General features: G+C 73.1%; 12 protein-coding genes. 10 read left to right on the forward strand and 2 right to left on the reverse strand.

The annotated features are described in order from the left end of the window. Together E1293_RS47960 and E1293_RS36280 are read left to right on the forward strand one after the other, a co-directional pair. Positions 1-408: peptidase associated/transthyretin-like domain-containing protein (locus E1293_RS47960; protein WP_207939297.1), on the forward strand; the 408-nt coding region annotated here is incomplete at its 5' end. A gap of 106 nt (positions 409-514) precedes the next feature. Then, the gene (locus E1293_RS36280) at positions 515-1,297 is read left to right on the forward strand and encodes an enoyl-CoA hydratase/isomerase family protein (protein WP_132202855.1); all 783 of its coding nucleotides are present in this window, start codon (positions 515-517) and stop codon (positions 1,295-1,297) included. On the opposite strand, the gene E1293_RS36285 is transcribed toward E1293_RS36280, so the two are convergent. Beyond that, positions 1,284-1,655, reverse strand: coding sequence for a winged helix-turn-helix transcriptional regulator (locus E1293_RS36285; protein WP_207939298.1), 372 nt, complete (start codon positions 1,653-1,655; stop codon positions 1,284-1,286). The two genes, E1293_RS36280 and E1293_RS36285, sit on opposite strands and share 14 nt — an antisense overlap. An 82-nt stretch (positions 1,656-1,737) precedes the next feature. On the opposite strand from E1293_RS36285, the gene E1293_RS36290 reads away from it, so the two are divergent. The 8 genes from E1293_RS36290 to E1293_RS36325 all read left to right on the forward strand — a co-directional run bounded on the left by E1293_RS36290 (position 1,738) and on the right by E1293_RS36325 (position 10,616). Further along, the gene (locus E1293_RS36290; protein ID WP_132202857.1) at positions 1,738-2,403 is read left to right on the forward strand and encodes an NADPH-dependent F420 reductase; all 666 of its coding nucleotides are present in this window, start codon (positions 1,738-1,740) and stop codon (positions 2,401-2,403) included. A 66-nt stretch (positions 2,404-2,469) separates the two neighbouring features. Next, positions 2,470-3,237 (forward strand): SDR family NAD(P)-dependent oxidoreductase, encoded by a 768-nt coding sequence (locus E1293_RS36295; RefSeq protein WP_132202859.1) that lies wholly within the window; start codon positions 2,470-2,472, stop codon positions 3,235-3,237. Between the two features lie 171 nt (positions 3,238-3,408). Continuing rightward, a complete protein-coding gene (locus E1293_RS36300) occupies positions 3,409-4,359 on the forward strand; it encodes an acyl-ACP desaturase (RefSeq protein WP_132202861.1) in 951 nt (316 codons plus the stop codon). Between the two features lie 86 nt (positions 4,360-4,445). Then, positions 4,446-5,237: a serine/threonine-protein kinase gene (locus E1293_RS36305; protein ID WP_165978550.1), complete on the forward strand. Its 792-nt coding sequence runs from the start codon at positions 4,446-4,448 to the stop codon at positions 5,235-5,237. A 51-nt stretch (positions 5,238-5,288) separates the two neighbouring features. After that, on the forward strand, positions 5,289-7,199 hold the full coding sequence (locus E1293_RS36310; protein WP_132202865.1) for a serine/threonine-protein kinase: 1,911 nt from the start codon (positions 5,289-5,291) through the stop codon (positions 7,197-7,199). A gap of 61 nt (positions 7,200-7,260) precedes the next feature. Continuing rightward, entirely contained in the window at positions 7,261-8,496 is a 1,236-nt protein-coding gene (locus tag E1293_RS36315; protein WP_132202867.1) for a hypothetical protein, read from the forward strand. Between the two features lie 366 nt (positions 8,497-8,862). Next, positions 8,863-9,642 (forward strand): electron transfer flavoprotein subunit beta/FixA family protein, encoded by a 780-nt coding sequence (locus E1293_RS36320; protein WP_132202869.1) that lies wholly within the window; start codon positions 8,863-8,865, stop codon positions 9,640-9,642. 23 nt (positions 9,643-9,665) lie between these two features. Beyond that, positions 9,666-10,616: an electron transfer flavoprotein subunit alpha/FixB family protein gene (locus tag E1293_RS36325; RefSeq protein ID WP_132202871.1), complete on the forward strand. Its 951-nt coding sequence runs from the start codon at positions 9,666-9,668 to the stop codon at positions 10,614-10,616. Between the two features lie 52 nt (positions 10,617-10,668). Here E1293_RS36325 and E1293_RS36330 read toward each other — a convergent pair. Continuing rightward, the coding region (locus E1293_RS36330; protein ID WP_132202873.1) for a serine/threonine-protein kinase at positions 10,669-12,462 on the reverse strand (1,794 nt) is incomplete at its 5' end.

Here is a 12,462-nt window from a genome sequence, read left to right on the forward strand (position 1 = left end):
GTCAACGACCTGACGTTCCTGCGCGGCGTCCAGCTCACCAACGGGCACGGGACCGCCGAACTCCGGACCGTCTACCCGGGCTGGTACCAGGGGCGGGCGCTGCACATCCACGTGAAGGTGCACGTCGGCGGCAAGGTCGACGCGAAGGAGAAGACCTACACCGGCGGGCACGTCAGCCACACCGGGCAGTTCTTCTTCGCCGAGGACCTCGCCGAGCAGGTCGCCGCATTGGAGCCGTACAAGAGCAACACGGTGACGCGGGTGAAGCTGGAGGAGGACGGGATCTACCAGCGCGCCGGGTCCGGCCTGCTGACCATCCGCCCGATCCAGCGGGGCCGCATCGAGCGCGGGCTCCTCGCCACCATCACGGTCGGCGTCGACCCGTCCGCCACCCCCGATCCCACCTGACCCCGCGCCGGCCCGCCGCCGGACGGCACCGCCCGGCGGCGGGCATGCGGTGGTCCGCTGGTTAGGCTCGGGACGTCCGCCACCGAGTTTGCACAGGAGGGTCGCCGTGGGCGAGTTCGTACGGGTCGAGGTCGAGGACGGGGTCGCGACGATCAGGCTGGACCGTCCGAAGATGAACGCCCTGAACGCCCAGATGCAGCGGGAGCTGATCGACGCGGCCCGGGAGGTCACGCAGGACGACGCGGTCGGCGCGGTCGTCCTGTACGGGGGCGAGCGGGTGTTCGCGGCGGGCGCAGACATCAAGGAGATGGCCCCGATGTCCTACGCCGAGATGTCGGCGGGCCACTCGCGGCTGCTGCAGGACTTCGCCAAGGCGCTCGCCGCGATCCCGAAGCCCGTCATCGCCGCGATCACCGGGTACGCGCTCGGCGGCGGGCTGGAGGTGGCGCTGACCGCCGACTTCCGCGTCGCCGGCGAGGGCGCGAAGGTGGGGCAGCCGGAGATCCAGCTCGGCATCATCCCGGGCGCGGGCGGCACGCAGCGGCTCGCGCGGCTGATCGGGCCGTCCAAGGCCAAGGACCTCATCTTCTCCGGACGGCACGTCGCGGCGGACGAGGCCCTCGCGATGGGCCTGGTCGACCGGATCGTCCCGGACGACGCCGTCTACAGCGCCGCCAAGAAGTGGGCGGCGACGTTCGTCGGCGGTCCCGCGATCGCGCTTCGCGCCGCCAAGCAGGCCGTCGACCGCGGCCTGGAGGCCGACCTCGACACCGGCCTGGAGATCGAGCGGACGCAGTTCTCCGCTCTGTTCGCCACCGACGACCAGGCGGCCGGCATGAAGAGCTTCATGGAAGAGGGCCCGGGTAAGGCCAAGTTCACCGGTCGCTGAGCGTGCGGTCCTGCGCGTCCAGGACCTCGTCGGCGTAGCGTTCGGTCCAGCGGCCCAGGGCGGAGAGGGGTTCGATGAGCCCGCGTCCTGGGCCGGTCAGCCCGTACTCGACGCGCGGCGGCGCCTCGGCGTAGCGGCGGCGGGTGACGAGGCCGTTCCGCTCCAGGCGGCGGAGCGTCTCGGTCAGCACCTTGTGGCTGATGCCGCCGATCTTCTCCTGCATCTCGCCCGGACGGAGCGGGCCGTGCCGCAGCGTCCAGACGACGACTCCCGTCCAGGTGCCGGACAGGAGGTCGAGACCGAGCCGCGTCTGGCAGTCGGCGATGAAGTCGTTCTCGTCCATGGGTTCGCCCGCCATCCTGCCTTTCCCGATACGCACCGGATGGTGCCGAACGGACCGCTTAGCGTCCCGTCCGACGGTAATCGAACGGGAGGTCGTCATGCGGATCGGAGTGCTCGGCGCGGGCGCCATGGCGGACGCGCTCGCCACCCAGTGGGCGCGCGCAGGACACGAGGTGCGGATCGGGGCGCGCACACCGGAGAAGGCGGTCGCCCTGGCGGGACGGGTCGGCCACGGCGCGTCCGGCGGCACCCTGGAGGAGGCGGCCGGGTTCGGGGACGTGGTGCTCCTCGCCGTCCACCACGAGGGCGTGCCGGACGTCCTGCGCGCGGCGGGCCCGCTGCGCGGGCGGGTGCTGATCGACTGCACCAACCCGATGGAGCCGCCGTTCGAACGGCTCAAGACCGCGGACGGCCCCTCGGCCGCACGGCGCATCGCGGACGCGACCGGCGCGCACGTCGTCAAGGCGTTCAACATGTGCCACGAGAGCGTCTGGCGGATGACGCCCCCGGCGTTCGGCGGGCGTCCCCTGGGCGTTCCGCTGTGCGGGGACGACGAGGGAGCCCTCGCCGCGGTGCGCGGCCTGGTGACCGACCTCGGCTGCGTGCCGATGGACGGCGGGGGCCTGGAGCGGGCCGGCCTGCTGGAGGCCGCGACGGCGTTCATGGTCGGGCTGTGGGTCGCGGGCGAAGACCCGGCAGCGATGCTGCCACCGCCCGAACACGCCGGTGGGCGGCCAAAACGGACATCGGAAATTGCTGGCTAAAACGTTATTTGTGAATTTGTGTGTGCTGCCCGGGGTTGCGAAGATCGGCCGATACCATCTCCCGCCATGCGGCACGCATACCGAACGGCGCTCGTGACGGGCGCGTCCAGCGGCATCGGGGAGAGCTTCGCCCGCCTCCTGGCCGGGCGGGGCACCGACCTGGTGATCGTGGCGCGCCGGGCCGAGCTGCTGGACGGGCTGGCCCGCGAGCTGGTCGAGCGGTACCGGGTCGCCGTGGAGGTGGTCGCCGCCGACCTCACCGACCCCGCGCAGCGCGCCGAGGTGGAGGCGCGGCTGCGCGCCGAGCCGGTGGAGCTGCTCGTCAACAACGCCGGGTACGGCGCTTTTGGAGCGTTCGCAGAGCTGCCGCTGAACGACCACCTCGCGCAGATCGACCTGAACGTGGCCGCGCTGGTGCGGCTCACCCACGCCGCGCTGCCGGGGATGATCGAGCGCGGCCGCGGCGGTGTGCTGAACGTCTCGTCCATGTCGGGGTTCACGCCGTCGCCGGGCAGCGCCACCTACGGGGCGACGAAGGCGTACGTGGCGTCGTTCTCCGAGAGCCTGCACTCCGAGGTCGCGGGCAAGGGCGTGCACGTCACGGCGCTGTGCCCCGGGTTCACCCGCACGGAGGACGACGTCCCGCCCAACCTGCTGTGGCTGCGGCGCGACGACGTCGCGCGGGCGGGGCTGGAGGCGGTGTCGGCCGGGCGCGCGCTGTGCGTTCCGGGCGTCCAGTACAAGGCGGCGCTCCCGGCGTTGCGGCTGGTCCCGAGACCGCTGCTCAGGGCGGCCGTCAACCGCATGTGGCAACAGGCGGCCGACACGCGGTGACAAAAGGTCACCGCCCTTTTTGCTCAGGTCTACAAAAGTTGCCGCGGGTTGATTGTGGCGGGGCTGACTTGACGCGGGTCGCGCGCAGTGGCGACGATCGAACCTACGCTTGAGTAGGTTGTGAACGGCCTGCTGGGCGCCTGAGACACCCTCGTCCAGTGAAGGAACCGCATGTCCGTGACCCCCGAAGAGAAGTTCCAGACCGGTCTCATGCTCGACCTGGAGCCGGTGGTCGAGAAGGAACTGAACCGGCACCTGTCGACGGCGAAGGAATGGTTCCCGCACCAGTACGTCCCGTGGAGCGAGGGGCGCGACTTCGACGGGCCCCTGGACGGCGAGGCGTGGTCCCTCGAACAGTCCAAGCTGAGCCTTGAGGCGCGCGATTCGCTCATCGTCAACCTCCTCACCGAGGACAACCTGCCAGGCTACCACCGCGCCATCGCCACCGTGTTCGGCCGCGAGGGCGCCTGGGGCACCTGGGTCAACCGGTGGACGGCCGAGGAGAACCGGCACGGCATCGCCCTGCGCGACTACCTGACGGTGACCCGCGCGGTCGACCCGATCGCGCTGGAGCGCGCCCGGATGCACCACATGGAGGCCGGCTACGAGGCCGACCACGGCGACTCGTTCCTGCACGGGACGGCGTACGTGTCCTTCCAGGAGCTGGCGACCCGCGTGTCGCACCGCAACACCGGCAGGGCGTCCGGCGAGCCGGTCTGCGAGCGGATGATGACCCGGATCGCCGCCGACGAGAACCTCCACATGGTCTTCTACCGGAACCTCATGGGCGCCGCGCTGGAGGCGAGCCCGAACGAGACGATGCGGGCGATCACCGACGTCGTGACGACCTTCCAGATGCCCGGCCACAGCATCGACGGGTTCATGCGCAAGTCCGTGGTCATCGCCAACGCCGGCATCTACGACCTGCGCCTCCACCACGACGACGTGCTCGTCCCGGTGCTGCGCAACTGGGGCGTGTTCGACCGCACCGACCTGACCGGCGACGGTGAGAAGGCCCGCGAGGAGCTCTCGGAGTTCCTCGGGCACCTGGACGCGTCCGCGACCAAGTTCGAGACCCGCCGCGAGGAGCGCCGCGCCCGCCAGGCCGCCCGCAAGGGCTGACCGGCCGCCGGGACACTCGGAACGCAACGGGCGTTTTCTGCGTCTCAGTGTGCATGGGGAAGCATCGGCGACTGGGCGGATATCGGTTGCTGGACGAGATCGGCCGGGGGAGCACGGCCGTGGTGCACCTGGCCATGGACTCCCATGGCCGGGAGGTCGCGGTCAAGGAGTTGATCCCGGAACTGGCGGGGGAGCCGGAGGCGATCAGCAGGCTGGCCCGGGAGATGTCGGCGCAGGCGCGGGTGCGCAGCGCCCACGTCGCCCGGCTGCTGGACGGCGCCGTCTCGGCGGAGCGGCCGCACGTGGTCATGGAGTTCGTGCCGGGCTGCCCGCTGAACGAGCTGGTGCCGGCGTACGGGCCGCTGCGCGGTGACCGGATCGTCCGGTTCGCCCGGCGGCTGGCGCTCGCGCTCGGGGACGTCCACGACGCGGGCGTGCTGCACCGCGACGTGTCGCCCGGCAACGTGATCGCGCTGGGCGACCGTCCGACGCTGATCGACTTCGGGATCGCGCACGAGTCGGGCGCCGCGCAGCTCACCAGGCGGGGCATGGTCGTGGGGACGCCCGCCTACCTGGCGCCCGAGCTGATCGAGGGGGAGCGCGCCACCACCGCGTCGGACGTGTTCTCGTGGGCGTCGACGGTCGCGTACGCGGCGACGGGCCGCCCGCCGTTCGGGCGGGGCTCGCTGCACGGGGTGTGCTTCCGGATCCTGCGCGGCCGGGCCGACCTGGACGGCGTCGCGGAGCCGCTGGCCGGGCTGCTGCGGGCCGCGTTCCGCCGGGATCCCGCCAAGCGTCCAGGCGCGCGCTGGTTCGCGGGGGCGCTCGCACACGGCGACAGCTCCACCACCAGGCGTGATGGGGTGGTGGCCGCCTGATGCCGATTAGATCTTCCCGGCGCGATCGGCAAGGGTAGGGTTTCGGAAACGATGAAGGGAGCCGTCACGTCCGGGGACCGAATCGGCCACTACAGCGTCCTGCAGACCCTTGGGGAAGGGGGCATGGGCGTCGTCTACCTCGGCGCCGACCCCGAGGGGCGCAACGTGGCAATCAAGGTGCTGCGGCCCGCGGTCGCGGGGGACGCCACGGCGCGCCGCCGGCTGGCCCGCGAGGTCGACTCGATGCGCAGGGTGCACAGCCCGCACGTCGCGGAGATCCTCGACGCCGACGTGACCGCCGACCAGCCCTACATCGTCACCCAGTACGTACCCGGCCGGACGCTCGAGGAGATCGTCGAGGAGTCCGGCCCGATCTACGGGCCGGGGCTGCAGCGGCTCGGGGTGGGGCTCGCGGCGGCGCTGTCGGCGATCCACGGCGCCGGGATCGTGCACCGCGACATGAAGCCCGGCAACGTCATGCTGATGGACACCGAGCCCGTCGTGATCGACTTCGGCATCGCGCAGGGCGCCGACGCGACCCGGCTGACCGCGACCGGGATGGTCATCGGCACCCCCGGCTACCTCGCCCCGGAGATCATCGAGGGCGAGGACGCGGGCCCGCCGTCGGACGTGCACGCCTGGGCCGGCACGGTCGCCTACGCCGCGACCGGCCGCCCGCCGTTCGGCTCCGGCACCTTCGAGTCGATCTTCTACAAGATCATGCAGGGCACCCCGGACCTGGACGGCGTGCCCGACGCGCTGCTGCCCGTGCTCCGGTCGGCGATGGCGCGGCACCCCGCCGAGCGCCCGACCGCGGTCAACCTGGTGCAGCTCACCCGGCGGATCCACCTCGAAGCGACCATCACCGACCAGACCCGCGTCGACCGGCACTACCCGTCGCCGAACGCGTCGCAGCCGGTGGACGACCCGGCGGCCGACCACTCCCGGCAGTTCTCGATGCCCGTGCCGGGGCCGGCGCCCGGGCCCGCGCCGCAGGACTCCGCCGCCCGGCCGACGACGCCCGGCGGGGCGGCCGTGCCGACGCCGGCACCCGTCCCGGCGCAGCCGAAGGACTTCGTGGGGCAGCTGCCGCCCGCGGCGCCGCCGCCCGTCCCGCCGCCGGGGCCCGCGCCCTTCAAGGCGGGGGAGCAGTACGCGCAGCGCGGCTACGCGCAGCCGCAGCAGGGCCCCTACCAGCAGGGCGGGTACCCGCCGCAGTACGGGCCCCCGCCGAACCAGCCGCCGCCGGGCGCGCTCCAGCGCGGCCCCTACGACCCGCAGACCCAGGACGCGCAGCGCCGCGTCGCCGACCAGGCCCGCAACGACCGGGAGCGCACCGAACGCGACCGGCGCAAGCCGTACGCCTGGTACCGGGTCATCAGCTTCCTCGTCCTGGTCGCGCTGCTCGGGTTCGCCAACATCGCGCCGCTGCTCGCCCTCGCCGTCACCATCGGCGGCGTGTTCGTCCTGCGGATGGCCGACAAGGCCGCCAAGGGCATGGAGGGCAGGCAGACGCGGCGGGGGCCGCGCACGGGCGACGCGGTCGCGGCCGCGTTCCGGACGCCGCTGCACCTCCCGGGCGCCCTGATGTCCACCGTGCTGTGGACGTCGCTCAGCCTCATCGCGGGCCTGATCCTGCTCGGCGTGCTGATCTTCGCCCAGCCCGACATGACCGCCTCGAAGGCCATCGCGTACTCGTCCATGGCGGTCATCGGGCTGCTGTGCCTGGCCCCGGGCAGCGGCGCGCCGCGCCGCCAGCTCGCCCGGATCTGGGGCGCGCTGCTGCCGCGCGCCGAGGCCGCCCTCGCGGGCGCGCTGATCCTCGGCATCTTCGCGACCGTGCTGGTCGTGCTGTCGCAAGGGTCGCCGCCCGACACCACCCCGGTGGACGGGATGAGCCAAGACCTGGAGGGCCTGCGCGCCGACGTCCGCGACCTCGTGTCGAGCATCCCCGGGATGTGACGCGGCCCGTCCAGCGGGCCGGGCACGCCGGCCATCTCCGATCGGTATGGGGGCGACGCGTATGAGCGGTGAGACGAGCCGGCGGGCGCACATCGGCCCGTACCGGCTGCTGTCCCGGCCGGGCGGCTCCGGTGGTGTCCACCGCGCCGCCGGGCCCGACGGGCGTGACGTGGCGATCAGGTTGCTGCCGGCCGAGGCCGTGCCCGACGTCCGGCGGATGCGCGAGGTGCTCAGCCCGTACGTGGTGGACGTCCTCGACGGTGAGCCCGGCCCGCGTCCTTATGTCGTGTCCCGGTTCGTCCCGGGGCGGCCGCTGGCGGAGGCGGTCGCCGAGCGCGGCCCCATGTCGGGGGACGCGCTGCGCCGCATGGCCTTCGGGCTGGCCAAGGCGCTCGCCGCCATCCACCGGACCGGGCTCGCGCACGGCGACCTCGGCCCCGGGACGGTCCTGGTCGTGGACGACGCTCCGGTCGTCGTCGACTTCGCGCTGACCGAAGGCGCGGGCGCCGAAGATGTCCGGGCGTGGGCCGAGACGGTGACGTTCGCCGCGACGGGACGGCTGGACGCGCCCGCCGACGAACTGCCCGGCGACCTGCGTCCGCTGGTGGCGGCCGCCTTGCACGCCGACCCGGACGCGCGTCCGGACGCGGCGGAACTGGCGGAGGCGGCTTCGCGACTGGATCTACCGGCGGTCCCCGGCGCCCGCCCCTCGCCCGAAGCGCCGGCGGCCGGGCGTCCCCTTCTGGAGCCTGCGGCCAGGCCGGACGGCTCCACGGCCGCTCCCTCCTCGCCGGAGCGGGCGGCCCGGCCGGGCGGGGCGCCCGCCGAGGCGCACGAGATGAGGGTGGTGCGGGGCTGGGCGCGGCTGCTCGCGGCGATGGCCGTGGTGCTGGGCGTCGGCGTCGTGATCATGGTTCCGGTCGTGGGGCTCGTCCTGACGCTGGGTGCGGTGACGCTGCTGCGGGTCGCGGGAACGCCGGTCGAGAGCGGGGCGCGCGGCTGGGCGCGGGCGTTCGGGCGGACGCTCGTCACCGTCCCCTACGCGGCGGTGGTCGCGGTCGCCGTCCCGCTGGGCCTCGCGGCCGCGTCGGCGGTCGGCGGGAAGCTGGACTCGCTCACCGCCTGCGCGTTCGGCGCGGGGGCGGGGGCGGCGGTTCTGTGGGCGGCGCCGGGCGTGAGCGCTCCGCGACGCCAGCTGGAGCGGATTTCCTGTCCGTGGCGCGGCGGCCGAGGCCCGTCGCGGCGTCGGTCGTCGGGCTCGGCGTGCTGTGCCTGCTCGCGGGCGTCGGCGCCGTGACGCTGACCCCGAGCTTCTCCCCGATGTACGGCCTGCAAGGGACGCTGGAGAGCGCGATGGACCGGCTCCAGCAAGCCGTCCACCGGTGATGGGCGTGAAGTCGGTCACGTCCGATCCGGGACGCCGTTCGACCGGCGAACCTCACGCGCACGTGGGTAAGGTCTCACGAACTGGGATTTGCCATCAGGCTACCGGTGAGTAACATTTGTCATGCACGGCCGAACCGGGGACCCGGCTCCGAAGGACGTTCGGGTGTTTGGCAGGCTGTGACTGCGAAAGCGCATGTCCGCGTCGACCCGTCATGGGCGGCGCCCCTCTGCCGCTCACCCAGCGGCCAACTGAGTGCAGGGAGGTCGGCCACCGGCCATGAACATCGTCGTCCTGGTGAAGCAGGTTCCCGATACGGAGAGCCCGCGCAAGCTGAAGACCGATGACAGCACGCTCGACCGCGCCGCGGCGGACGGTGTGATCAACGAGCTCGATGAGTACGCGATCGAAGAGGCGCTGCGCATCAAGGAGGCCCAGGGCGGCGAGGTGACCGTCCTGACCATGGGTCCCGACAAGGCCACCGACTCGATCCGCAAGTCGCTCGCCATGGGCGCCGACAAGGCCGTGCACCTCATCGACGACGGCCTCGTCGGCTCCGACGCGCTGCAGACCTCCTACGCGATCCAGCAGGCGCTCGGCCGCGGCGAGTTCGACCTGGTGATCCTCGGCTCGGAGTCCACCGACGCGCGGACCGGCGTGCTCGCCGCGATGCTCGCCGAGCGGCTCGGCGTCCCGCAGCTGTCGCTCGCGAACAAGGTCGAGATCGACGGGACGTCCATCAAGGTGCAGCGGCAGACCGACTACGGCTTCGACCGGGTCGAGGCGAGCCTGCCCGCGGTCGTCTCCGTCGTCGAGAAGATCAACGAGCCGCGCTACCCCTCGTTCAAGGGGATCATGGCGGCCAAGAAGAAGCCGGTCGAGACGCTCGGCCTCGGCGACGCCGGCATCGACGCGTCCCAGGTCGGCCTGGCGAACGCCGCGACCGAGGTGGTCGACTTCGCCGAGGCGCCGCCGCGCGCCAAGGGCGAGATCGTCACCGACGAGGGCGACGGCGGCGCGAAGATCGCCGAGTTCCTCGCGTCGAAGAAGTTCGTCTGAGCGGGGAAGGGGATTAGGAACCGATGGCTGAGATTCTCGTCCTCGTCGACCACGTCGACGGTGAGGTCAAGAAGGTCACGCTCGAACTGCTGACGCTGGCGAACCGGCTCGGCGAGGCCGCCGCGGTATGGGTCGGCCCGGGCTACGAGAACGCGAAGGACCGGCTCGGCGAGTACGGCGCCGGCAAGGTCTACGTGGCCGCCGACGAGGAGCTGGCCTCCTACGTCGTCGCCCCGAAGGCCGCGCTCCTCGCGCAGCTGGTGAACGAGAAGTCCCCGGCCGCGGTGCTCGTCGCCGCGACCGCCGAGGGCAAGGAGATCGCGGGCCGGCTCGCGGTCAAGACCGGCTCCGGCGTGCTCACCGACGTCGTCGACGTCACCGACGGCTTCGTCGCCGAGCACTCCATCTTCGGCGGCGGGATCATCGCGCACGCCAAGGTGCGGACCGGCACGCCGGTCATCGCCGTCCGGCCGAACTCGGTCGCCCCCGAGGCGGCCGCGGCCACCCCGGCCGAGGAGCAGGTGTCGGTGGCGCTCTCCGACGCCGACAAGGGCGCCAGGATCGTGGAGAAGGTCGTCCAGGAGAAGGGCGAGCGCCCGGACCTGACCGAGGCCGCGATCGTGGTCTCCGGCGGCCGCGGCGTCGGCGGCGCCGAGAACTTCTCGATCATCGAGGGGCTGGCCGACTCGCTCGGCGCGGCCGTCGGCGCCTCCCGCGCCGCGACCGACGCCGGCTGGTACCCGCACTCGTTCCAGGTCGGCCAGACCGGCAAGACCGTGTCGCCGCAGCTGTACATCGCGGTCGGCATCTCCGGCGCCATCCAGCACCGGGCCGGCATGCAGACCTCGAAGACCATCGTCGCCATCAACAAGGACCCCGAGGCGCCGATCTTCGAGCTCGTCGACTACGGCATCGTGGGCGACCTCTTCCAGGTCGCGCCGCAGCTCACCGAGGAGATCAGCAAGCGCAAGTGATCTCCCGCGCACGGCCCCGGCGACGCCTCGCGCCGCCGGGGCCTTCCGCGTGTCAGGAGCGCTTCGGCGCCGGGTACGGGACGGCCTTGAGCAGCGGGGGTTTCACCATGTCGCCGACCTCGGCGTAGGGGACGACCGTGTCCTGCAGCCCGCACGCCGACGCGTAGCCCAGGATCGACCCGTAGAAGGCCACCCGGACGCCCTTCGGCGTGAGGGCCATGGTGACGGAGCCGTCCTTGACGAACTTGGACGGGTTGTCGGTGCCGCGCGGAACGATCGTGCCGCCCGGGGTGCTCTGGCCGCTCCAGCAGTACGCGCCGTCCGGCAGGTGCGCCTTGATCTTCTCGTCCAGCGGCTTGATGCCCTGCTCGGTCGGGACGCGGAACAGGTCGAGCGGCTTGTAGGACGCGCCCGTCCTGAGGTCGACGGTCGCCGCCTGCGACTGGTCCCAGCCCGTCCCGCGCTCGCCTTGCAGCGTGACGGTGTACCAGACGGACAGCAGCCGGTCGTTGCGCAGCAGGATCTGCGGCTTCACGACATCGGTGTAGCCGCCGCGGCCGATGTCCTTGATGCCGGGGCGCATCTTCGTCCAGCGCTGCTCCAGCGGTGCCCGCAGCGCCTGGTTGATCTTCCGGGTGACCGCGGGCTCCCCGCCCGCGACCCGCACGATCTGCCCCTGGGCCTTGAACGTGACCCCGTTCCCGATGTCCCGCTGCGGTTCGCTGAGCGCGGCCAGCCGCGCCACGATCGGCTTGGGCGCCTCGTCGGCCGTGGCCACGTAGACGGCCGCGCCGCCGCCCACGGCCACGGCGGCGGCGCCGCCCGCGACGGCCGCCGTCCCCTTCGCGCCGAGCGTCCCGATGACGCCCTTGCCCGCCGCACTCGCGGTCCCGGCTCCGCCCGCTCCGCCCGCTCCGCCCGCGGCCCCCGCCGCCCCGGCGGAGCCGGCGGCGCCCGCGGCTCCGGCCGAGGCGCCGCCCGAGCCGAGGCCGAGCGCGGTCAGCGGGAACAGCATCGACAGCGCGGCGGCGGTCCCGGCGAGCGTGCGGACGCCGCGTCCCTCCCAGTCGGAGCCGTACGCGCCCGCCGCGACCGACTCCAGCTCGGAGACGAACGCGGCGGCGCCCATCGGGCGCTCCCACGGGTCCTTGGCCAGCCCGCGCCCGATCAGCGGGCGCAGCGGCTCGGGCACGTCCTGCACCGGGATCGGCGCGGTGAGGTGGCGGCCCATCAGGCCGACCTGGTCCTCGGCGGTGTAGGGGCGGCGGCCCGTGACGCACTCGAAGAACACGCACGCCGCCGCGTACACGTCGGTCGCGGGGGAGGCGGGCTCGTCCCGCCACTGCTCCGGCGCCATGTAGACGGGCGTGCCGGAGCGTCCGGACGCGCCCGCGTCCACCGCTATGCCGAAGTCGATCAGCTTGCTGAGCCCGTCGCCGCGCACGATCACGTTGGCGGGCTTGTAGTCGCGGTGGACGATGCCGAGGCCGTGCGCGGCGGCGAGGCCGAGCAGCGAGCCCTTGAGCACCGCCAGGGCCGCCTCCGGTTCCAGCGGCCCGCGCTCGGCGAGCACCGCCTTGAGCGGCGCCCCGTCCACGGCCTCCATGACGATCGCGGCGCCCTCCGGCGCCTCGACCAGGCCGAACAGCTGGGCGACGAACGGGTTGCGCAGCCGGCTGAGCAGCTCGGCCTCGCCGCGGAACCGCTCGCGGAACCCCGCGTCCCCGAGCAGCGACTCCGCAAGATACTTGATCGCCGCCGGACGCCCGGTCCCCTCATGCCGCGCGAGCACGACCCGCCCCTGCGCCCCCTCGCCGAGCGCCCGCAGCTCGCTGTACCCCGGAAC

Origin of the sequence: Actinomadura darangshiensis (assembly GCF_004349235.1) — a bacterium.
In the GTDB taxonomy this organism is placed as follows: domain Bacteria; phylum Actinomycetota; class Actinomycetes; order Streptosporangiales; family Streptosporangiaceae; genus Spirillospora; species Spirillospora darangshiensis.

Bases quoted from the DNA above. Each gene is read 5' to 3' on its own strand.
- E1293_RS36285 (WP_207939298.1), bottom strand. From the start codon at position 1,655: ATGGCGGGCGAACCCATGGACGAGAACGACTTCATCGCCGACTGCCAG.
- E1293_RS36290 (WP_132202857.1), top strand. From the start codon at position 1,738: ATGCGGATCGGAGTGCTCGGCGCGGGCGCCATGGCGGACGCGCTCGCC.
- E1293_RS36295 (WP_132202859.1), top strand. From the start codon at position 2,470: ATGCGGCACGCATACCGAACGGCGCTCGTGACGGGCGCGTCCAGCGGC.
- E1293_RS36300 (WP_132202861.1), top strand. From the start codon at position 3,409: ATGTCCGTGACCCCCGAAGAGAAGTTCCAGACCGGTCTCATGCTCGAC.
- E1293_RS36310 (WP_132202865.1), top strand. From the start codon at position 5,289: ATGAAGGGAGCCGTCACGTCCGGGGACCGAATCGGCCACTACAGCGTC.
- E1293_RS36315 (WP_132202867.1), top strand. From the start codon at position 7,261: ATGAGCGGTGAGACGAGCCGGCGGGCGCACATCGGCCCGTACCGGCTG.
- E1293_RS36320 (WP_132202869.1), top strand. From the start codon at position 8,863: ATGAACATCGTCGTCCTGGTGAAGCAGGTTCCCGATACGGAGAGCCCG.
- E1293_RS36325 (WP_132202871.1), top strand. From the start codon at position 9,666: ATGGCTGAGATTCTCGTCCTCGTCGACCACGTCGACGGTGAGGTCAAG.